Origin of the sequence: Actinoplanes sp. NBRC 103695, from assembly GCF_030269485.1 — a bacterium.
Lineage (GTDB): Bacteria > Actinomycetota > Actinomycetes > Mycobacteriales > Micromonosporaceae > Actinoplanes.
This window is the reverse complement of record NZ_BSTL01000003.1, coordinates 491,905-514,429: the sequence shown is the minus strand read 5'-3', so window position 1 is coordinate 514,429 and position 22,525 is coordinate 491,905. Positions and strand designations below refer to the sequence as shown.

At 69.5% G+C, this 22,525-nt stretch carries 12 protein-coding genes and 1 pseudogene; 5 read left to right on the top strand and 8 right to left on the bottom strand.

The features are described 5' to 3' along the window. Positions 1–126 precede the first annotated feature (126 nt). Positions 127–711 carry a M12 family metallopeptidase gene (locus QSK31_RS06930; RefSeq protein ID WP_285682039.1) on the top strand — a complete coding sequence of 195 codons (585 nt, stop codon included), beginning with the start codon at positions 127–129 and terminating at the stop codon, positions 709–711. A 150-nt stretch (positions 712–861) separates the two neighbouring features. Here QSK31_RS06930 and QSK31_RS06925 read toward each other — a convergent pair whose 3' ends face one another. The 4 genes from QSK31_RS06925 to QSK31_RS06910 form a co-directional block, all read right to left on the bottom strand. Next, entirely contained in the window at positions 862–1,608 is a 747-nt protein-coding gene (locus tag QSK31_RS06925) for a hypothetical protein (protein WP_285682038.1), read from the bottom strand. Next, on the bottom strand, positions 1,605–2,171 hold the full coding sequence (locus QSK31_RS06920) for a SigE family RNA polymerase sigma factor (protein WP_285682057.1): 567 nt from the start codon (positions 2,169–2,171) through the stop codon (positions 1,605–1,607). The genes QSK31_RS06925 and QSK31_RS06920 overlap by 4 nt, the downstream gene beginning before the upstream one ends. 322 nt (positions 2,172–2,493) lie before the next feature. Continuing rightward, entirely contained in the window at positions 2,494–2,850 is a 357-nt protein-coding gene (locus QSK31_RS06915) for a hypothetical protein (protein WP_285682036.1), read from the bottom strand. Next, positions 2,847–3,308, bottom strand: a complete 462-nt coding sequence (locus tag QSK31_RS06910) for a cupin domain-containing protein (RefSeq protein WP_285682034.1) — start codon at positions 3,306–3,308, stop codon at positions 2,847–2,849. The genes QSK31_RS06915 and QSK31_RS06910 overlap by 4 nt, the downstream gene beginning before the upstream one ends. A gap of 97 nt (positions 3,309–3,405) precedes the next feature. Between QSK31_RS06910 and QSK31_RS48770 the strand changes: the two are divergent. Together QSK31_RS48770 and QSK31_RS06905 are read left to right on the top strand one after the other, a co-directional pair. Then, positions 3,406–3,543, top strand: a pseudogene (locus QSK31_RS48770) (MarR family transcriptional regulator); the annotation flags it as partial. A gap of 18 nt (positions 3,544–3,561) precedes the next feature. After that, positions 3,562–3,702: a hypothetical protein gene (locus tag QSK31_RS06905; protein WP_285682032.1), complete on the top strand. Its 141-nt coding sequence runs from the start codon at positions 3,562–3,564 to the stop codon at positions 3,700–3,702. A gap of 96 nt (positions 3,703–3,798) precedes the next feature. Here the strand turns inward: QSK31_RS06905 and QSK31_RS06900 are convergent, their stop codons facing one another. The 3 genes from QSK31_RS06900 to QSK31_RS06890 all read right to left on the bottom strand — a co-directional run bounded on the left by QSK31_RS06900 (position 3,799) and on the right by QSK31_RS06890 (position 9,089). Then, positions 3,799–4,446, bottom strand: coding sequence for a DoxX family protein (locus tag QSK31_RS06900; protein ID WP_285682030.1), 648 nt, complete (start codon positions 4,444–4,446; stop codon positions 3,799–3,801). Between the two features lie 131 nt (positions 4,447–4,577). After that, positions 4,578–7,214 carry a cation-translocating P-type ATPase gene (locus QSK31_RS06895; RefSeq protein ID WP_285682028.1) on the bottom strand — a complete coding sequence of 879 codons (2,637 nt, stop codon included), beginning with the start codon at positions 7,212–7,214 and terminating at the stop codon, positions 4,578–4,580. A gap of 309 nt (positions 7,215–7,523) precedes the next feature. Further along, positions 7,524–9,089, bottom strand: a complete 1,566-nt coding sequence (locus tag QSK31_RS06890; RefSeq protein ID WP_285682026.1) for a GAF domain-containing protein — start codon at positions 9,087–9,089, stop codon at positions 7,524–7,526. A 365-nt stretch (positions 9,090–9,454) separates the two neighbouring features. Here QSK31_RS06890 and QSK31_RS06885 point away from each other — a divergent pair, with 365 nt between their 5' ends. Next, positions 9,455–13,489 carry a LamG-like jellyroll fold domain-containing protein gene (locus QSK31_RS06885; RefSeq protein ID WP_285682025.1) on the top strand — a complete coding sequence of 1,345 codons (4,035 nt, stop codon included), beginning with the start codon at positions 9,455–9,457 and terminating at the stop codon, positions 13,487–13,489. A gap of 12 nt (positions 13,490–13,501) precedes the next feature. Beyond that, the gene (locus QSK31_RS06880; RefSeq protein ID WP_285682024.1) at positions 13,502–19,567 is read left to right on the top strand and encodes an RHS repeat-associated core domain-containing protein; all 6,066 of its coding nucleotides are present in this window, start codon (positions 13,502–13,504) and stop codon (positions 19,565–19,567) included. Here QSK31_RS06880 and QSK31_RS06875 read toward each other — a convergent pair. Then, a complete protein-coding gene (locus tag QSK31_RS06875) occupies positions 19,558–22,392 on the bottom strand; it encodes an AfsR/SARP family transcriptional regulator (protein ID WP_285682023.1) in 2,835 nt (944 codons plus the stop codon). The genes QSK31_RS06880 and QSK31_RS06875 overlap by 10 nt on opposite strands. Positions 22,393–22,525: the final 133 nt, after the last annotated feature.

Genomic DNA, 22,525 nt, shown 5'->3' with positions numbered 1-22,525 from the left:
GCCGTCGCGACCAGGTACGACAAGCTGAAAAACCGTTACGAGGCAACGGTAACCATCGCCTCGATCATGATCTGGCTCCGCGCCAAACCCGACCGGAGCCGACCATGATCCGTCAGATGCGCTCTAGTGAGGATCGAGCTCTGGCCGGCCGGCGTCGTGCCCTTCGTCATCGAGGGGCCCGACGCCGGCGAGGTGCTGCGGGCGATCGATCACTATCGGGAACTCGGTGTCTTCGCCTTCGTCGGGCGTACCCATCAGACCGATTTTCTGAGGTTTGTGACCGGCCGCCGGAACTTCTCCCCGGTCGGCAAGACCGGCGGCGGGCAGCAGGTGCGGCTGGCGCCCGGCTTCACCACCGGCACCGTGCTGCACGAGATCGGGCACGCGCTCGGACGGGTCCACGAGCACTGCCGGGCCGACCGCGATCGATACGTGACGATCCGCTGGGAAAACATCCACCCAGGCGCGTACGGCGAGTTCGAGACCCACCCGACGGGCGAGGCCGAGCTCGGCGAGTACGACTACGGATCGATCATGCACTACTCGAAGATGCACTACACGCGGAACGGCAACCGGACCTGCGAGCCCACTGGATCCCTCCGCGACGGGGTGCTGATGGGCCAGCGCAAGCGGCTCTCCGACCTGGACGCGGCCGCCTTCGCCCGCCTCTATCAAGCCTTCGGCCCGGCTCCGCGACAGCCGTGTGGGTGAGTGCGGCAGAAACTGGTCGACGAGTGCACACAGGGCCCGATGACAGCCACCGCAGCCCGATGACGCTCAGGACAGAACCAGCAACGCGGGCAGCAGACCGGGAGGCCTGCGCTTCGCGCGGACCTCCCGTGCTCGAGGCATCGGCGACGATCAGCCGACGCCCTGCTCGGCGTTGCGCAGAACCGTGACCCCCTCGGCGAACTCGGCCCACTCCGCGTCGGTCCAGCCGAGCGAGGCCGGCCCCTGAGCGACGACGTGGTGGCCCTTCGCGTCGGGGAACGACACGTTGACGGTCGACGTGGAGTCGACCTTCGTCTGGCGTGAGATCGACCCGTCGTTACCGTTGATCGTGACCTTGCTGGTCGTCCGGGCGAGGTCCGAGCCCTCCATGCCCCACGCCTTGAGGTCTTCCTCGGTGATCGGGCGGTCGTCGGCCGCCGCGTCCTTGGATTCCAGCATGACCGCGATCTTGCCGACCCACTCGTTGACGTCCTTGTTCTTGAAGCCCTTGGGCGCGATCGTCAGCACGGTGTTGTTGCCGCCCTGAATCTCCCAGCCCTCGGGTACCGACTTCACCGCGTAGCCGGGCACCTGCTTGCCCGTATAGGCGACCAGCTCGATGGCCGGCAACTGGCCGCGCGGGGTGGAGCCCGTGGTCGCGCTGGGCGTCCCGGCCGGGGCGGTGGCGGCCCGCGGCGGAGCCGGTTCGGTCGGTCCGGTCGTGACCACGATGCCGGCCGCGCCGGCGACCACGGCCAGCCCGGCGGCGCCCGCCCACACGCGGGTCATCTGCCGCTTGCGCTGGCGGCGGCGTCCCCGGGAAAGGTCTGCGGCCGGGTCGACCGGCTCGTTCTCGATCGGGACCGCGCTGTCCAGAAGCATCTTCATCTCATTCATGGGTTCGTCCTCTCGATCCGTTGACCGCCCGCCGCGTGCGACGGCGCGGGAAGGAGGAGGCGCAGCTTGGCCGTCCCCTTGGCCGCCTGACTCTTGACCGTGCCCTGGCTGCAGCCGAGCATCCGGGCGGTTTCGTCGATGCTGAGGTCCAGCCAGTAGCGCAGGACCACGACGGCCCGCATCTGTTTGGGCAGCTCCGCCAGGGCTGCCCGCACCTGTTGCCCGATCGGGCCGAATCGGCCGTCGTTCAAGCCTGTGATCCCGTCCGGACCCTCGTGGGCAGGCATTTCCGGAAGATCGGGCGTCGACCGTTCTCTGCGCCACCACGGGCGTCGAGACTCGTCGATGTGGCTGTTCAGGACCGTGCGCCTGGTGTAGGCCAGAATCGTTTCCGGCCGGTCCAGTTTCGGCCAAGCCACATACAGCTTGGACAGGGCAATCTGCACCAGGTCCTCGGCCCGGTGGTGGTCCCCCGCCGTCAGCAGGCCGGCGAACTTGAGCAGTGACGTTCGATTGATGCGGACGAACGTCACGAACTCGTCGTCACGAGTGGGACGCGGCATGTAGGTACCTCCTTCAACCACCTCTACGAGCCGACCGGTCTCCGGGGTTGCCGCCGAGCCTCCCACCGGCGGCCGATATCGGCCATGACCAGCCTGAACAACATGATCAATGCCGTCCGGCCCGCCTGGCCTTGCGGCCTGCCAGGGGTACCCGGCTGCCGGGTGTACGCGATGTACTCGACGTACCGGCACGCCCGCATCACTTCCGTCGACGTCTTCCGGACGCCTTCATGCGGTCACAGAAACGACTCCAACGCGGCCAGCAGAGCGGCTGGGGCTTCGTCGGAGAGGTAATGGCCGGCGCCGGGCAGAACGACGGAGGTCAGATCGGCTGCCAGTGGTCGCAGAAATTGTTCGACCGCGTGGCCATCGAAGCCCCGCCGCCGATGGCCAGCACCGGTATGGCGAGTGGCGTACGCCTGCGCCGCTCCTGCTGGGCATCGGTGAGGTCGTCCCGGTAGTACTCGAAACTGGCGCGCAGAGTGGCGGGCTTCCTGAGCGCCGCGGCGTACACGTCGACCGCCTCGGACGGCACGCTGCCCGGATGGGCGCCCTTCGACGTGAACTGGTGACCGAAGTAGATCTCCTCACGGCCCTGAACCATCCGCTCGCTGATTTCCCCGGCCCGGTTGAACGCGAAGTGCCACGCTTTCTGCGCGACGACCTTGGGTGCGATCATCGGTGGTGACGGCGCGAAGCCCCGGCTGGCTTCTCCGATGGCGAGCCGCGTGACCCGCTGCGGATGATCTGCCGCCAGCGCGTATCTTTCCGTGGGTGTGCCGGTTGTTGAGTTCGGCGTAGGCGTCGCGGACGCGGTCGATCGGATAGGTGCGCGCGATCGTTGTAGTACCGGTGTCGAACGTTCCGCGCGACATGGACCGGCTCACCCGGTTGCAACGAGATGCCGCGCCGGTCGCCCAAGTCCACGAACAGAGTGCCTTCGAGAGCAGTGAACGTCTCTTCGAAGTCGGTATGGAAGTGCGGCGGCGGACCCTTGTCGCCCGCCGGGATGCTCACCCGAGCCTCGACGTGCTCGCCGTCGCTCTCGTCGCCGGCGGTCACAAACTCGACCGTGACGCCCATGACAGGGTTCGACACGATCCGCGGAAGCCCGGTCGGCGTAGTTCTTCCGTCCATGACGCCTCTCATTCCTTTGACACGGACACGCGGTGCGCCCCAGCCCAGAAGGACGGGCTGGACCGGCTCGAGCTGACCGCCCCCTCGCTGACGTTCTCTGGCTCCTGCGACCGGACGCCGATCCGCTTTCACTCCGCAAGATCGCCGCCTTCTGCACTGCGACCCGTCGAACGTCACGCTGCTCAGTGCCAAGCTCGAGCAGCGGGGCCTGGCGGAGCGGCGCCCGCACCCTCAAGATGGGCGCATTCGCACGTTGGTCCTGACCGAGGCCGGTGACGACGTCCGCGAACGGCTGCTCAGTACCGTGGTGAGGCATTCGCCGCTCGCCGGCCTGACGCTCAAGGAACAGCAACAGCTTCACGCGTTGCTCGCCAAGGCGATCGATAACGCGTAGCGGCATCGGGCAGGTCAGTTTGATTGCGGCGGCGGGACTGACGATCTTGCGCGACATGTCATCACCTCGGCTCTGATCAGCTCTGATCAGAGCTGATCAGAGGGACGCGATACGCAACAGCAGGGTGACGATCGCAAGCACGACGGCCAGGACGGCGGCGGGTGCCCACCGGTCTGCAGCGTCGCCGACCCGGACGTGGGAAATCACGGCGCCGGACATCAGCAGGACGAGTCCCGTCGCGGCCGCGACACCCAGCGCGGCCCAGGCCAGTCCGATCAGCAGTCCTGCGGTCGCGGCGACTTCGGCAACTCCGATGAGGCGATAGCCCCGCATCGGAACACCAAGATACGCGGCTTCACCAGTGACCGCCTTCCCTCCGGCGATCTTCCGCGATCCGCTGAACAGCAACGCGGCCGCCAGCAGGCAGCTGAGAACCAGCACAGAGATGACGAACCGGTCGGCGTTCTCCCCGCGATGAATCAGCACCGTGTGCAGGGCGCCGGTCATCGCGGCGAGGACGACGTCGTTGACCGTGGCGCCGTGTGCGTGCGCCACCCGTTGCACCGAGGCCAGGTCGGTGCGGGCCACGGCGAGACGGCGGTGAGCTCCGATCGGGCGGTTCAGCGAGGACCGGGGTGGGCCGGCGACACCGCCCGTGGTGAGTTCGGCGATGGCCGAGCGGAGTTCCCTGGCCTTGGCCGGGAGGTGGAGGGTGAAGACCAGCGCGGCCCGTCCGTCGGACAACGAGGTGATCAGAGTGGCGGACCACGGGGGCCACCTGCCGCGCGCGGGAGCCCCCGGCCACAGCCCGAGCAGGCGTCATGGCTTCGTGATCCTCATGAATTGCGCCCGCGCGCCACCGCTTTGCGGACTCGTCAGCGGCGAGCAGCGGCAGGCCGAAACCCACCAGAACGGCCCAGCCAGGCCGGCCGTTTCGCCGGGTGGATGAGGCGGTCGAGCCGGATCGCCGCAAAGCCGAGGCTGGACACCACGCCGACGATCAGCAGGTCGGCCAGAGCCGGTGATTCGGTGCCCAGCAGTCCCTGCAGAATCGGCAGGTAGATGCCGGCCAGTTGCAGAATGAGGGCGACACCGACCGCTGCGAACAGCATCGGATTGGCCCGCAGGCCCGGACGCGCCCGGGATCCGAGAGCGACGGCGAGCTGGGTCGCGCCGAGAGCGAGGAACGTCAGGGTCTGCCACGGCCGATCGGTGGCGTGTGCCCAGACCCCGACGCCGACGGTAACCGCGGCGATGACCGTTCCGACGCGGATGATGCGTTTCCACAGCCCGGCGCCGAGCACCGTCTCCGACGGCGGCCGGGGTGGGCGCCGCATGGCGTCCGGGTCGACGGGTTCGCTGCCCAGGGCGAGGCCGGGCAGGCCGTGGGTGATCAGGTTGATCCAGAGGATCTGCGCCGGGAGCAGCGGCAGCGGCAGGCCGAGGAACGGTCCGGCCAGCATCACGGCGATCTCGGCGGCCCCGCCGGACAGGGCGTAGAGCAGGAACCGGCGGATGTTCGCATACACCCGGCGGCCCTCCTCGGCGGCCGCCACGACCGTGGCCAGTTCGTCGTCGGCCAGCACCAGATCGGCGGCCTGCCGGGCGACCTCGGTGCCCCGTTTGCCCATCGCGACGCCGATGTCGGCGCGGTGCAGGGCGGGACCGTCGTTGACACCGTCACCGGTCATCGCGACGACATGCCCGGCCGTTCGCAGGGCGTCGATGATGGCGACCTTCTGTTCCGGGGTGGCCCGGGCGAAGACCCGGGAGCCCTGGCCGGCCCGGGCACCCGGGTCGGTGATGCGGCAGTCGGTCACGTCGTCACCGGCGGTGATGATGCCGAGGTCGGTGGCGATCGCGGCGGCGGTGGCCGGGTGGTCTCCGGTGATCAGCACCGGCGTGATGCCGGCTTCGCGGCAGGCGGCGATCGTGGCGGCAGCCGAGGCCCGGGGCGGATCAAGGATGGCCACCAGGCCGAGCAGCTGCAGACCCTGCTCCGCGGCATCGTTGTCGGGATCGGTCGCCCGGTCGGCCTGAGCGACCGCCAGCACCCGGAAACCGTCGGCGGCGAGTTCGCCGGCCCGGGCCGCGGCACGGGCGATCAGCTCGGCCGGGTCGGCCAGGACGGCGGGCTGGAGTACGGCCTCCGGCGCGCCCTTGCAGACGGTTCTGGTCCGGCCGTCGTGCAGCCGGTGGGCGGTCGACATGCGTTTCCGGATGCTGTCGAAGGGCTGCTCCGTCACCCTCGGCAGCTCGACGTCCAACCTGCGCCGGTCGATGCCGGCCTTCGCCGCGGCGGTGATCAGCGCGACCTCGGTGGGGTCGCCGACCGGTGACCAGTCCGGGCTGTCGCCGTCGGGCGCGCGCAGCGATCCGTCGTTGCACAGTGCCGCTGCCCGGAGCAACTCCGTCAGATCAGGGCTGTCCGGCCCGGTGACGACGGTGCCGGCGCGGCGCAGCTCACCCTGAGGTGCGTAGCCGGTGCCGTCGACGACCGTGTCGCCCTCGGTCGTCCACAACGCACGGACGACCATGGTGCCCTCGGTGAGAGTGCCGGTCTTGTCGGTGGCCAGGACGGTCACCGAGCCGAGGGTCTCCACCGCGGGCAGGCGCCGGATGACGGCGTGCCGGGCGGTCATCCGGCGGGCGCCCAGGGCCAGGCTGAGGGTGACCACGGCCGGCAGGGATTCCGGGACCGCCGCGACCACCAGGGTGATAGCGATGACGATCATCAGCTGCACGGGCTGCCCGCGCCACAGTCCGAGAGCGAGCACGACAGCGCACAGGCCCGCCGCGAACAGGGCCAGCATCCGGCCGACCCCGGCGAGGCGCCGTTGCAGCGGGGTCAGCCCCGCCGTGGTCACCATCATCGCCGCGATGCGGCCCATGGCACTGGCCGCTCCAGTGGCGGTGATGACGCCGCGGCCTCGGCCGCGCACCACCACCGTGCCCGCCGACAGGACACCGGTGGCGGTCTTGTCGACTGGTGCGGACTCCCCGGTCAGCGCGGACTCGTCGACCAGCAGCGCGACCGATTCCGTGACGCGCGCGTCGGCCGGGACGACATCGCCCTCGGCCAGCACGAGCAGGTCACCGACGACCAGGCCGGCGGCCGGGACCTCCTGCTCGACGCCGTCGCGCACCACCCGGGCGTCCGGCGCGGTCAACGCCGACAGCGCGGTGATGGCTCGTTCCGCTTTGACCTCCTGCACCACGCCGACCGTGGTGTTCACGACTATGACGAACAGGATGACGGACGCATCGGTGAAGTCGGCGGTGAACAGGGTGAAGGCGGCCGCGGCCAGCAGGACCAGCACCAGGGGATCACGTAGTTGCGAGGCGACCCGCCGCCACAGCGGCGCCGGCCGGCGCGTCGGCAGCACATTGGCGCCGTCCCGCACCAGCCTGGTGGCCGCCTCGGACGCGGACAGACCGCCCCCGTCCGTGGCCGTGCCCGGACCGGCGAGATCGGATTGTTCGGGGGCCGGCTGCAGGTCAGGGATGCTCATGCCGACCATGGCCTCTCCGGTGGAAGGGCACTGCGGGTGGTTCAGATGTCGGATTCGGGGTCAGCGGGGAGGCGGCCCGGCCGTTGTGGTGGCGACCTCCCCGGATCAGCAGCACCGCCACCAGGGCCGATGCTGTGCCGGCTCGCATCGGCAGACGGTTCTGTTTCCTCATCGCGTACCTCCGGCAGGTGTTCGTGCCGAAAGTCTTCGCCCGCGGGGCCGCGTTGGTTAGGGCCGTTGGACCCCTAACACAGCAGCCAGGCCTCAGGTTGGGGAATCGACCTCCGCTCCGGCGAGATTCCTCTTTCGCTATGCGCCGACGATGTCGCGTGTGACGGCGGCCTGTTCGGTGAGCACGCCACTGATCATGGTCTGCGTTTCATTGATCTTGTCGACGATCTGGCCGATACCCGCAAGGGCCTCCACAACGGTGGCAGCGTCGGTCTGGATCGCGCCGACCAGGGTGCCGACGTCGTCGGTGGCGCGGGCTGTGCTCTGGGCGAGCTCTTTGACCTCACCCGCCACCACCGCGAACCCCTTACCGAGCTCACCGGCCCGGGCAGCCTCGATGGTGGCGTTCAACGCGAGAAGGTTGGTCTGTTCCGCGATGCTCGTGATCACCTTGACGACGTCGCCGATCTTCGTACTGGACACTTCCAGACGGTGCACGGAGGCGTTAGCGTCAGCCGTCATGCTCTGCGCCTGCGCGGCCACGCTGGTCGCGGCGACGACGTTGCGTTCGGCCTCCTCGATCGAGGTGACCAGTTCCGCGCCGGCCGAGCTGACCCGGTTGGTCTCCTCGATGCGCTGCATCGCCTCGGCGACGAGGAACACCGCGTTACGCAACGCCTCGGCGCGGCTGTCGGACAACTCGTCCAGGACATCGGTGGTGAAGAAGTCCATGGTGCCGATCACCGCCCCCCGCACGATGAGCGGCAGAGCGACCCCGGACTTCACCCCGGCCCGCTGCGCGGCGGGCGCGCGCACGCAGTCGGTCAGCTCGCCCAGGTCCTGGACGAACAGCATGTCCCTCTTCCGCCAGGCCTGGCCCGCCAGCCCGACACCTTCGGCGAAGCTGGCCTGCTCCGTGACCCGGCGGAACTCCTCGCCGGCGCTACCGGACTCGACCACGAAATGCAGCGCGTTGTCGCGGGGATCGACATGCCAGTACGAGCCATACGCCCAGCCGAACCCGGTGCGAATCGCCTCCAAAGCGGTCCGGGCGGCCTGCTCCGGGCTGTTCGCCGCGGTGACGGCCCGCAGCACGGCGGTGACCGCGGCGGAATCGGCGGACGCGTTCGCCTGCCGTTCAGCGTCGGCGAGCCGTTCCAGGGTCTGGGAGACCAGCAGCCCCACCGCGCGCAGGGTGTCCAGGCGCTGCGGGGACGGGTCCAGGGTGTCGGTGGTGAAGAAATCCATCGTCCCGATCACACGGCCGCCGACCAGCAGCGGGAAACACACCCCGCTACGCACCCCCGCCTTCACCGCGACCGGTGCCCGCACACAATCGGTGAGCTGCCCCAGGTCAGCCACGAATACGAGGTCCTTCGCCCGCCAGGCCCGCCCGGCCAGCCCAACCCCCTCAGCGAACGACGCCGACGCCGTCACCTGACGGAACTCCGCGCTGGCGTCGCCGGACTCCGCTGCGAAGCGCAGCACCTTCACCTGCGGGTCAGTCCGCCAGAAAGAGCCGTACGCCCAGCCGAAACTCTTCCGGACGGTGTCCAACGCGATCCGGGTCGCGTCCGCGACGCTGCGGGCCCGCCCGAGCGCCTGCACGACCTGCAACACCGCCGCGCTGTTCTCCTGCGAATCCGCCATCGCCGCCTGGGATCGCGCCAGCACCGCAGCGTTACCCGACCTGAACCTGCCCATACGCGCTCCCCACCACCCGACCCGGTGACGACCCCAGTGGATCCCACTGTCACCCAAATTCGATCGGAACCACGCCCGGTTGAGACAACAGGTCGGTCCGACTTTTCCACGCAACCGGCGCCGCTGACCCGGGTGCGCGCGACCTTGTCCTCGAATCGCCGCATCTCCACCCCTCGTCTCCACCGAGTCACCGAAAGCCGCTGTTACCAGGGTCTGAGACAACGCGCCGGTCCGTAAAAGGAAGCCTGACCCTTCCGGTACGGCAGAGGGCGTGGCGTCCGACCCGCCGTGAGTAGATCGCGTGTAGGCCCGCGTGTAGGTCGCCTCAGCACGATGCTCCGGAAATCAACATTTCGGGGGGATCGATGCGAAGAACAACAGCACTCGCTGTCACCAGCGTGCTCCTGGCGTCGCTGGTACAGGGGGTCGCATCCGGTGTGGCGGAGGCGGAGGACAAACCCGGGCGGTCGCCCGCGGCCATCGCCAAGGCGACGGGCAAGCGGGTCGAGCTGCCGGAAGCGGGCTCTCCGACCGAGTTCGTCTATGTGAACCCGGATGGCACCTCGACGGTGGAGGCGAAGGTCCTGCCGCAGCGGGTCCGCCGCGGTCAGGGCTGGGTGCCCGTCGACACCAAGCTGCGGGTGGACGGCAAGTCCCTCGCTCCCGAGGCCGGTGTCGTGCCCGTCGCGTTCTCCGGCGGTGGCACCGAACCGCTGGTCCGGCTCGGCGACGCGGCCAAGCAGCTGACGCTGACCTGGCCGGGTCAGCTGCCCGCGCCGACGGTGGAGGGTGACACCGCGACCTACTCCGAGGTCATGCCCGGCGTTGACCTCAAAATGACCGCCCGCGCCAGCGGTTACAGCAAGGTTCTCGTGATCAAGAACCGCAAGGCCGCCGCCAACCCGGAGCTCGGCCGGCTCAAGCTCGGGGTGAAGACCAAGGGGCTGAAGCTGACGACCGGCAAGGACCAGACGATCACCGCGGTCGACGACAAGGGCCGGCCGGTGTTCCAGTCGGCCGCGCCGAAGCTGTGGGACACCGGCCGGGCCGCGAGCCCGGCGAAGCAGGACCGGGCGCCCGTCGAAGACTCCAAGCGGGCCATCGGCTCGGTCGAGGTCACGCCGCGGCAGATCGCGGTCGTGGCCGACCAGAAGCTGCTGAAGGACCCGGCGACCCGGTATCCGGTCTACTTGGACCCGGACTTCAACACGCCGATGGACGGCTGGGCCCTGGTCTACGAGCAGCACCCCAACGACAACTACTGGGGTGGTGACGGCGACAACATCGCCAAGGTCGGCTACAGCAACTGGGAGTGGCCGACGGTCAAGATCCGCTCGTACTTCCAGTTCAACGTCAGCGCCTTGCAGGGCAAGCAGATCCTGAGCGCCGAGCTCAACACCAGGGAGACCTACTCGCCGTCCTGCACCAAGCGGACGGTCGAGCTGTACCACACCGGCGCGATCAGCCGCTCCACCACCTGGAACCAGCAGCCGGGAGCCTGGTGGGCGGGCAGCAAGGACGTCGCGCAGGGGTACAACTCCAGCTGCCCGAGCGCATGGCTCGGCTGGAACGTCACCGGCCAGGTCCAGCACGGCCTCAACCAGGGCGACCGGACACAGACGTTCATGCTCAAGGCGGCCAACGAGGGTGACAACCTGTCGTGGAAGAAGTTCGACCCGAACGCCACGCTGATCGTCAACTACAACTCGTTGCCCAACCAGCCGTACTGGATGTCGACGGACCCGAACATCGCCTGTGTCGACCACCCGGACGACCGGGCGATCACCACCACCACGCCGACGTTGCGCGCGACGGTGAGCGACCCGGAGGGTTCCGACGTCGCGGCCGAGTTCCAGTGGTGGAAGAACGGTCAGATGGTCGGCAACGTCGTCAAGGCGAGGCAGCACTCGGGCACCGAGTTCACCGCGCAGATCCCGCCGGGCACGTTCGCCGACGGCGACCGGATCTCGTGGTGGGCGCGGGGCAAGGACGACACGGCCGACGGCCCGTTCTCACAGCCGTGCTACCTGGTGTTCGACCAGACGCCGCCGAACAAGGAACCGGCGGTCTCGTCGGGCGCGTTTCCCGAGGACGGCGTCGGGGGCCCGGTCGGCAAGCCCGGTCTGTTCTCGTTCTCCGCCAACGGGCTCGGCGATGTCGCGGGCTTCTATTACGACCTGGACAACGACCAGCCGAAGACGTACGTAGCCGCTGACCGGCCCGGAGGCACGGCCACGGTGAACATCACTCCGCTCACCGACAAGCCCACCGACCTGTACGTGGTGAGCGTCGACCGGGCCGGCAACATCGGCACCGTCACCCGCAGGTACCACTTCCGCGCGGGACCGTCCACGCCGCCGGTGGCGCACTGGAAGCTCGACGGCTGGGACACGTCGAGGACCGCGACCGACTCGTCCGGGGCCAGGCACGACGGGACCCTGCCTGACAAGGGTGTCGCCTGGACCGGCGGCCGGATCGGAGACGCGCTGAGGTTCGACGGAGGCTCCTGGGTCGGCACCGCCGGTGGCAGCACCGTCCGCACGGACCAGAGCTTCACCGTGTCCGCGTGGGCCAGGCTGGACGCGGTCGACGGCTGGTCGCGCGAGGTCGTCTCGCAGGACGGCGGCCGGGTCAGCGGCTTCTTCCTCGGCTACGACGGCGACGCCCGCAAGTGGCGGTTCCAGATGCCGAAGACCGGCAAGGACGACGACACCTTCGACGGCGTGGCGGCCGGCGCCGCGCCGGTGCAGGGCGCGTGGACGCACCTGGCGGGTAGCTACGACGCCAGCCGGCAGGAGATCAGGTTCTACGTGAACGGCCAGTTGCAGGGCAGCGCCAAGAAGACCACCGCGTGGCACGGCGACGGCGCGGTGCAGTTCGGCCGGGCATGGTGGAACGGCAACCCTACCAACGGTTTCCTCGGCGCCATCGACGACGTCAAGGCATTCGACCGGGTGCTGAGCGACGGTCGCGTCAACCCGGGTGACCGCCCGGATCCCGAGAGCGAGATCTACGAGCTCGCCTCGCTGAGCACGAAGCGGGAGGCACTGTGGCAGTTGAACGACAACGCCTCCGACGCCTCGGGCCAGGACCGTCACGGCGCGCCGACGGGCGGCGTGACCTGGACGACGGCGCCGAACGGCGGCCGCGCGGCGCAGTTCGACGGGACCACGGGCTCGATCGGCACGGCCGCTCCGGTGGTGCGCACGGACAACAGCTTCACGGTCACCACCAAGGTGCGTGCCACCGTCCTGGATGCCGCGAAACACACCGCGGTCAGCCAGGAGGGCACCAGGACGAGCGGGTTCCAGCTCGGCTACCGGACGGAGGGCGGCCAGAAGAAGTGGGCGTTCAGCGTCGCCACATCTGATGTGGACTCGCCGGATGTCGTCACGGCGGTCTCCGGAACGCCGGTACGGACTGAGTGGGCCCACCTGGCGGGCGTGTACGACGCGGCCGCCGGTGAGATCCGGCTGTACGTCAACGGCCAGCCGGAGGGCAGGGCGTCGGTCAAACTCGGCTGGAACGCCGGCGGGGCGTTCCAACTCGGCAAGGGAGAGGCGGGCTATTGGGCCGGCACGATCGATTACGGCTCCGTCCACACCGGCGTGCTCAGGCAGGCGGCGATCGAAGCCGAGTCGGGCACCCCGCCCGCCGACCCAAGGTCGGCGTTCATCGGACTGAGCCGGTACCGCGGCTTCAATGGTGAGCACATCACCACGACGGGCGTCGTGCCGGACGGCTTCCACCGCGAGGGCTCGCTCGGCCACTTCGCTCCGGCGGGGGCCGCGAACACGCGGATGCTGTACAGCTGCCTGGCCGGGATCGACCACTTCGCCTCGGTGGCGGCGGACTGCGAGGGCAAGACCAAGCTGGCTGACCTCGGCGTGGTGTACACCGCGAAGCCCGCTGACGTCCCGACCCTGACGCTGAGCACCTGCGTCGTCGGCACCGAGCGCTTCGAGTCGGTGCAATCCGACTGTGAGGGCCAGCAGGTGTTGTGGCAGCTGGGTTACGTCCGCGCGTACCAGCCCCTCGTCCGCTACAACGACCACAACCGGCCCGCTCAGCATTGGACGACCGTACGCAGCGAACCGTCGGGCTACCGCGCCGAAGGAACGTTGGGATTGGTGCCCTCGGTCGACGTGCCCGGCGCCGTCGCGCTGTACGGCTGCTTCGACGGCCGCGAGGAGTTCAGCTCGACCGACGCCGCCTGCGAGGGCAAGACCTCGATCGGCAAGGTCGGCAGGATCTTCACCGATCCTCCCGCCGGTCAGGAGTCCCGTCCGCTCTATCGCTGCCGCACGACCGATTCCAACGAGAGCTTCGACTCGACCAGCCCCCACTGCGAGGGCCAGACCGTCGACAAGCTTCTCGGCCACGTCCTTCCCCCGGTCTGACCAGGAGAACCCATGAGACTCACGTGGAGAGCCGCCGTGGCCGCGACACTGGCGATATCGCTGGTGTTGCCCGCCACCGCGGGACAAGCACAGGCGGCGGACAACCTCCCGTCCGCGCCGCAAGAGGACAAGTCCGTGTCCGGCGTCCCCGGCACGGTGGCGCCCGAACCGGCCGACGACTCCCGCGCCGTACGCGGGAACCCCGCCGTAACCTGGCCGGCCGCGGGCACGGCCGAGGTGGCGAACGAGCCGGGTGAGGCGAAGCGCAACCAGGCGGCCAAGATGCCGATCTGGGTCGGCAGCCCGGACGGCAGGTCGCCGAGCAAGGTCAAGGTCGAGGTGCTCGATCGGGGCGCGGCGGAGAAGGCAGCAGCGGGCGTGCTGATCAAGCTGCAGCGCGCTGATGGCGTGGCCCAGCCGGGGCCGGTGTCGGTCGAGGTGGACTACTCGAAGTTCCGGCACGCCTACGGCGGTGACTGGGCCACCCGCCTGCGCCTGGTCAAGCTGCCCGCTTGCGCGGCGACCACTCCCGCCGAGGACAAGTGCCGCACCGGCACGACGATCCCGACCGTGAACGACGCCAAGTCGGGCAAGCTGCGCGCCGATACCACAGCGGGCAACGAGTCCACGGTGTACGGCGTGACCGCGGCGCCGGACGGCGCGGCGGGCGACTACAAGGCGACACCGGTAGCGCCGGCGGCGGCGTGGCAGGTGTCCACCAACTCCGGCAACTTCACCTGGGCGTATCCGATGCGGGTGCCGCCGGTGCCCGGCGGGTTCGCGCCGGCGGTCGGACTGTCGTACTCGTCGAGCGCGGTTGACGGGCGCGTGGCCGCGGCCAACAACCAACCGTCCTCCGTCGGCGAGGGCTTCGTCTACTCGCCGGGGTTCATCACCCGCACCCACAAGTCGTGTGCCGATGACATCGCGGACGAGGACAAGCGGACCGGTGACCTCTGCTGGGGCACCGAGGTGATCTCGCTGGCCACCTCGGGCAACGTGGGCCAGCTCATCAAGAACGGCACCGAGTGGCGTTCCACCAACGACAACGGCTCGAAGATCGAGCTGATCAACGAGGGTGACAAGAACGAGTCCTGGAAGGTCACCACGAACGACGGCACCCAGTACTTCTTCGGCTCCCGCGCGGAGGCGAAGTCCAGCTGGACCGTCCCGGTCTACGGCAACAACCCCGGCGAACGGTGCTACCAGGCCGACTTCGCCCAGGCGGCCTGCGACCAGGTGTGGCGGTGGAGCCTCGACCGCGCCGTCGACCGGCACGGCGACGAGATCACCTACTACTACGACGCCGAGACCAACAAGTACGGCGCCAACATGGGCAAGCAGACCAAGCCGTACACCCGTGGTGGTTCGCTGAGCCGGATCGAGTACGGAAGGCGCGACGGCGAGACCGCCGCCGCGAAGGTGGTGTTCGACAACCCCGAACGCTGCGCACCTGATACCAACTGCGCCGTGCACAACAGCACCTCGTACCCGGATGTGCCGTGGGACCAGGACTGCTCGGCGGACACCTGTCCGACCAGGATCTCGCCGACCTTCTGGACCACCAGGAAGCTCGGCAAGGTCACCACGCAGGTGCGTGCCGGCAGCGGCTACCGCAATGTCGAGGAGTGGGTGCTGGAGCACAGCTTTCCCGCCCCCGGCGACGGCACCGGAGCAGGGCTCTGGCTGAAGTCGATCACGAACCGCGGGCTCGTCGGCGACCAGGTCGCCAAGGATCCGGTCAAGTTCTACGGCAAGTGGCTCTACAACCGGGTCAACTCCGCCGAGGACGGCCTGCCGTCGATGGAGAAGTTCCGGCTGTACGCGATTCAGAACGAGTCCGGCGGCGTGGTCCAGGCCAACTACGCGCCGGTGGACTGCACACCGACGAGCAAGCCGGTGGTGGAGGCCAACAAGCAGCGGTGCTTCCCGGTCCGCTGGGCCTACAAGGGCGCCGGCCCGCAGGACGACTGGTTCCACAAGTACGTGGTCGAGTCGGTCGTGGAGACCGACCGGGTCGGCATGGCCCCGTCCCAGGTCACCACCTACCGCTACCTCGACGGCGGCGCGTGGCACTTCAACGACAACCCGCTGATCCCCGAGGCGCGCCGCACCTGGAACGAGTGGCGCGGCTACAGCAAGGTCGAGGTCGTCAAGGGCGACGTCCAGGTGCCCGCGGACAAGAAGCCAAAGACCCAGTACGTCTACTTCCGCGGCATGAACGGTGACCGGCTCAACCGCGAGGGCGGGACGAAGGCCGTGCAGATCCAGGACTCCACGGGCAAGCGCGACGACCTCGAAGGCCTCGCGGGCTTCCTGCGCGAGGAGATCACCTTCAACGGCGACACGGACGTCCAGGTGTCCGGCACGATCAGTGACCCGTGGAGGTACGGCCCCACCGCGACCCAGGGCGCGGCCAAGGCCTTCATGGTGAACACCGGGAAGACCTACACCCGTACCGCGCTGCCGAACGACAAGTGGCGGCGCACCCAGGTCGACAACGAGTTCGACGAACCGTACGGCACGCTCAAGGAGATCAACGACCTCGGTGACGTCGACACGACGGACGACGACCGGTGCACCACGACCACGTACGCCCGCAACACCGGCAAGTGGCTGCTCACGCTGCCCAGCCAGGTGACGACCGTCGGTGTCCCGTGCGGACGGACTCCGGCCTATCCCCGGGACCACATCAGCGACACCAGGACCTACTACGACGGGAAGAACGACAAGGAGCAGCACGGCTCGGCGCCGGACCGGGGCGACCCGACCAGGGTCGAGGTACGCGTCGAGGACGGCGCGTACCCGTACAAGACGCAGTCCACGACCGAGTACGACGGCTACGGCCGGGTGCGCACGTCGACCGACGCGATGGGCGCGACCACCACGACCGACTACTCGCCGGCCACCGGCATCCCGGCCGGCAGCACGGTGACCAACGAGCTCGGCCACCAGGTCAGGTCGGAACTGGACTCCGCCTACGGCAAGACGACGGTCGTGCTGGACGCCAACAACAAGCGGACCGACATGGAGTACGACTCGCTGGGCCGGCTCACCGCCGTCTGGAAGCCCGGCCGGTCGAAGAGCGACGGTGACGGACCGAACATCCGCCACAGCTACCAGCTGCGCGCGAGTGGGATCAGCGCGATCAGCACGGAGACTCTCCAGCCCAACAACAACTACACGACCAGCCACGCCCTGTTCGACGGCTTCCTGCGCGAACGGCAGACCCAGGCGCCCGCGTGGGGTGGCGGCCGCGTCCTGACCGACACGATCTACGACTCGCGCGGTCTGGCGATCAAGCAGAACTCGCCGTACTACAACAGTGCCAACCCGGACACCTGGCTGTTCGCGGCGCCGGACCAGAACATCTACGAGCAGACCGTCACCACGTTCGACGGTGCGGCCCGCCCGTTCCTGTCCGTCGCGTTCCGGCTCGGTTCGGAGCAGCGCCGCACGACCACCTTCTACCGGGGGGACAGCGTCGACGTCATTCCCCCCGTCGGCAACACGGTGACCTCGAAGGTGTTCGACGCCCGCGGCCAGCTGACGGAGCTGCGGCAGTACCAGGGCCGCGACCACTCCGGCGCGTACGACACGACGAAGTACGGCTACACCAAGGCCGGTGCGCTCGCGACGCTCACCGACCCGATGAACAACACCTGGCGCTACACCTACGACATGCGAGGCAGGAAGACCCGCACCGAGGACCCGGACAAGGGCGTCTCGGAGACGACGTTCGACGACAACGGCAAGGTGCTCACCACCGAGGACGCCCGCAACATCAAGCTCCAGTACGTCAGCGACAAGCTCGGGCGCACCACGAAGCTTCACCAGGTGCTGCCGGACGGCACCAAACCCGTGCTGGCCGAGTGGACGTACGACACGCTGGCCAAGGGGCAGCTGACGACGTCGACCAGGCAGGTCGGGACGGCCAAGTACAAGACGGACGTGCTCGGCTACACCGACTCCTACCAGCCGACCGGCAAGACCGTGACGATCCCCGACGTACAGAAGGAGCTCGCGGGCTCCTACACCTTCTCCTACGGATACCTGCCGAACGGCGCCCGCAAGGAGATCACCACGCCGGCCGCGGGTGACCTGCCCGCCGAGAAGGTGACCGTCGGCTACGACGGCATGGGTCTGCCGGACACGCTCTCCGCGGGCGGGACCGAGTACGTCACCGACACTCTGTACACCAAGTTCTCCGAGCCCGCACAGATCGCGCGCGGCCCGAAGCCGTTCCGGATGTGGCAGACGCTGTACTACGACGACAGCAACCGCAGGCTCAACCGATCGCTGGTGGAACGGGAGGTCAAGAACCCGGTCAAGATCGAGGACCGCAACTACGGCTACGACCAGGCGGGCAACGTCACCAAGCAGTCCGACGCGCCCGGCGGGGAGACGCCCGACGTGCAGTGCTTCGGCTACGACAGCCTGCAACGGATCACCGAGGCGTGGACGACGGCGGCCGGCTGCGGTGCGGCCGGGGCGAACCTCGGCGGCGCCGCGCCGTACTGGTCGAGCTTCGCGTTCGACCAGATCGGCAACCGCAAGACCGAGCGGCAGCACGGCCTCAACGGTGCCGCCGACACCGTCCGCGAGTACACCTACCCGGCCCAGGGCCAGGCTCGTCCGCACGCGGTCAGCTCGGTGACCACGAAGATCGGGGCACAGGCGACGACCCGCAGATACGAGTACGACCAGGCGGGCGCGACGAAGACCCGTCCGGCTCCCGACGGCAGCGACCAGACGCTGACGTGGGACGTCGAAGGCAGGGCGGAAACGTCGGTGTCGAACGGGAAGACCACGACCAACGTCTACGACGTCGACGGCGAGCGGATCATCTCCCGCGACCCCGGCGGCGCCACCCTGTACCTGGACGGCGAGGAGCTGCGGTTCGACGAGTCGACCAAGAAGATCACCGGCATCCGGTACTACGCACACGGGTCGAACCAGATCGCGGTCCGCAGCGGCACCAAGTTCACCTTCACGGTCACCGATCGGCAGGGCACGCAGACACTGGCCGTGGAACCGTGGACGCTGGTCCCGAGCCGCCGCAAGCTGGACCTCTTCGGCCGGCCACGCGGTGAGCAACCGGCGAGCTGGCCGGGACAGCAGGGTTTCGTCGGCGGCGCGGCCGACGCCACCACCGGGCTCACGCACCTCGGTGCGCGGGACTACGACCCGGCGATCGGCAAGTTCCTCTCGACCGACCCGCTCATGGCCCCCGCCGACCCGCAGCAGCTCAACGCGTACAGCTACGGCAACAACGCTCCGGCCACCAAGAGCGACCCGAGCGGGCTGATCGCCTATGCCGACTGCATGGACAGTTGCGGGGCGAAGGCCAACGTCGTCAAGGGCGTGCCGGACCCCGGCAAGCCCAAGCAGACCGTGTTCGGCTACCCCGAGTCCAAGTACACCTACAAGCGGAGCTGCGACGCCTTCGGGAAACAGTGCATGGCCGGGCCGCTGCAGCCGTACAAGCAGAAGCCGAACATTCCGTACTGGGACCAGCAGTCACCCGCCTGCTACTCGGCAGGCATCAGGATGTTCGAGCCGGCTTCGACATACCTGTCCATCGGGGGGTCTCCCTCGGATGCGCTCAAGGACTGCGTCAACGACCAGGAGATCCAGTACAAGGCACGGGCCAGGGACATGGCACCGGCCCCGAAGGTCCCGCCGGCTCCCCCGAAGGAGAAGGAGACCGACCCGCACCGGATGACCTGTCTCACCGCCACCGGCGGGGCGGGCATCTCGGGCGGTGTCGACGTCTGCTTCGGCGGGCACGGCATCCTGATCGCGCCGAAAATCGGCAAGGGCGTGCACGGCGGCCTCGGGTTCTCGGTCCAGGACCGGTATACCTCGGCCGACAACGTCGACCAGGAGAAGGGCTGGGGCACCTTCGCCGAGGGCGGCGCCGCACTGGGTCCGGTCGGCGTGGAAGGAGCGTACGGCCAGAAGGGACTGCCCGGTGACCAGGACGGCAAGCCGCACACCGTGGGAGCAGGTCCCAGCGCAGGCGGCCACCTCGGTTTCGTGACGGGGTTCGAGTACACCTGGGTGATTCACCGGTAGGCGGGTGACTGGCGGGCCTCGGCGAGCAACCGCTCGGTGTGGGCCCGCCAGTACCGGACCCCGGTAACCTCGAACATCTCGAGGCACTCCACCAGCAGCCCGGCCGCCCGATCCGGCGCACCGGACCGCAGGTAGGCCTCACCGAGCTGCATCGTCGCGACGGCGACCCCGCGGGCGTCACCGGACTTGACGGACAGTTCACGCGCACGAACGGCATCACCGATCACCGGGTCCGGCCGGCCCTCCGCCAGCCGGACCCGGTTGCGCAACACGATTACCCACGCGACCCCACGCGGGTTGTTCGCGGTGTCCACCAGCGAGAATGCCTCGTCGACGGCCTCGTGGGCGCGGGCGAGGTCGCCGAGGGCGATCGCGCAGTCCGCGGTCCGCATCAGCACCAGCCGGCGCATCTCGCCGGGCTCGCGCGCCAGCTCCAGCGCGTGAGTCAGCAGCTCCAGCGCCTCACCGGGCCGACCGGCCATGAACGACGTCTCGGCGTGGGTGCGCAGCGCGAGGGCCTCGGTCAGCGGGTCGCAGCCGCGAGCCACCTCCCGGGCCTCCGCGACCTGGGCGGCCGGGTCGATGCCCCGCAGCCCGTTCACGAACGCCAGGCCGGTGATGCTGTACACGAGCTCACGGGGCCGGTCGAGCCTCCGGAACGCGTCGGCGCAGGCCAGGTAGGCGCTTGCGGCGGCGGCCAGGTCGTCGGCGACCAGCAGGTCCGCCCGGCAGTACTCGGCGCGCCACGCGACGACCTCGTCGCCGGCCGCGGACGCCGCGTCGAAGATCGTCCTCAACGTCAACCGCAGGTCGTCGAGGCCGAGCTGGTCGAGCGCGGGGATGGTCAGGTCGGCGAGCCTGGCCGCCCGCTCGTACAGGCCGATGCGGCAGGCCTGGCCGATGACGTCGAGCAGCCGGTGCCGTTCGACTCGCAGCCACGCCTGCGCGTCGCGGGTAAGCCGGGCGCAGTCGGGGTGCTGTGGGATCGGACCTGGCTGGGGCGGCAGTCCCTCGCTGGCGCGGATCACCCGGCCGTGCACCGCGGCGGCCATGGCGGTCAGCGCGTCGAGCAGGTCGCCGATTGCGCCCGCCGAGTCGTCGTGCCGCTGGGCGAGCTCCGCGACGAACAACGCCACCAGCGCGTGCGGCCGGTAGCGGGGTTCCCCGGTCGCGTCGACGCCGACCGGGTCCAGGAGGCCGTAGGCGACGAGCCTTTCGACGAGGCGTTCGCCGTCGCTGCCGTTGGTCAGCACACCCAGCGTCCACGCTGCGAAGTCGTCGGAGAGCAAGGCCATCCGCCGGAACGCGACCTCCAGGTCCGGCGGGAGCTCGCTGACGGCGATCTCCAGCACCGAGCGCACCTGCAGGCCGTCGTAGGCCAGTTCGTCGAGTCTGCGCTGGCCGTCGCGCAACCGGTCGGCCATCCGCTCCAGGCTGGTCGCCGGCTGCGGCCGCAGCCGGGCGCCCACGACCCGCAGCGCCAGCGGCAGGCCACCGCACAGCTCGACGATCTCGTGCGCGGCGTCGAGTCTTCCGCGCACCCGGCCGTCGGGGATCATCCTGGCCATCAACGTGACCGCGTCGGCGCCGCGCAACGGCGCCAGCCGCACATGGTGCGCACCGGGCAGGTCCCCGACCATGCTCCTGCTGGTGACCAGCACGGCGCTGTGCCCGGTGCCCGGCAGGAACAGCTCGACCTGCTCGGCGACGCGGGCCGCGTCGACCACCACGAGCACCCGGCGGTCGGCCACCAGCGCGCGGAACGCCACCGCCCGTGCCCTCGGCCCGTGGGGCAGCGCCGTGACCTGGACGCCCAACGAGGTCAGCAGCTCGCCGAGCACGTGGTCGCAGTCGTGCCTGCCTTCCAGCGACACGTACAGCTGGCCGTCCGGGAACCGCTCGCGCAGCCGGTGCGAGACCTCGACCGCGAACGCCGTCTTGCCGACGCCGGGCGTGCCGGAGACGACAACGATGCCACCCGCGGTCAGCAGGTCCACGACGCCGCGCAGGTCCTCGTCGTGGCCGACGAAGTCCGCGACCCTCGGCGGCAGCTGGCACACGGGCCACTGGCCCGGCCGCGCCGTCTCGTCCGGCTCGCCGCTGATCAACGCCCGATGCAGCCTGCGCAGCCTGGCGCCCGGCTCGACTCCGAGCTCGGCGCCGAGCACGTCCCGCAGCCGCTGGTAGACCTCGAGCGCCTCAGCAGGCCTGCCGGACCGGTGCATCGCCCGGATGAGCTGCTCGGTGAACCGCTCCCGCAGCGGGTACCGCTCGACCAGCGCGGTGAGCTCGGCGATCGCGTCCGCGGCCCGGCCACAGGTGAGCAACGCCTCGACGTGGTCCTCGACGACCGCGAGCCGCTGCTCCTCCAGCCTGGTCACGTGCGGCCAGAGGAGGCCCGGGACCTCGATGTCCTCGAGCACGTGCCCGCGCCACAGGTCCTTGGCCTCAGTCAGGTGCCGCAGCGCGACTGCGGGCTGGCCGCCCGCGAGCTCCCGCCTGCCCCTCGCCGCGAGCTCCTCGAATCTGACCACGTCCACTTCGTCCCCGCTGGTACGCAACAGGTAGCCACCGGGCCGGGTGGCGAGTCTCTCCCGGTCGCCCAGCAGTCCGCGCAGCACGGAGATGTGCGACTGGATGTTGGCGTAGGCCGAGGCGGGCGGCCGGTCCCGCCAGAGGGTGCCGATGATCGTGTCGGTCGCCACCCTGGTGTTGCTGTGCAGCAGCAGCATCGCCAGCAGCAGGCGCTGCATCCGGCGCGGCACGACCAGCTCCGCGCCGTCGTCGTCCACCACCACGAGTGGTCCGAGCAGCCTGAACTCCACCGAAACCCCCGATTCGGTACGGACCAGAGCACGGACGGTCCGGGCGCAAGACCACCAACCGGCCCGACACTCGGCGAGCTGAGCCGAGGAGACCGCGTAGGCGATGCGGCCGAGCCCGACCCACGCACAGGCC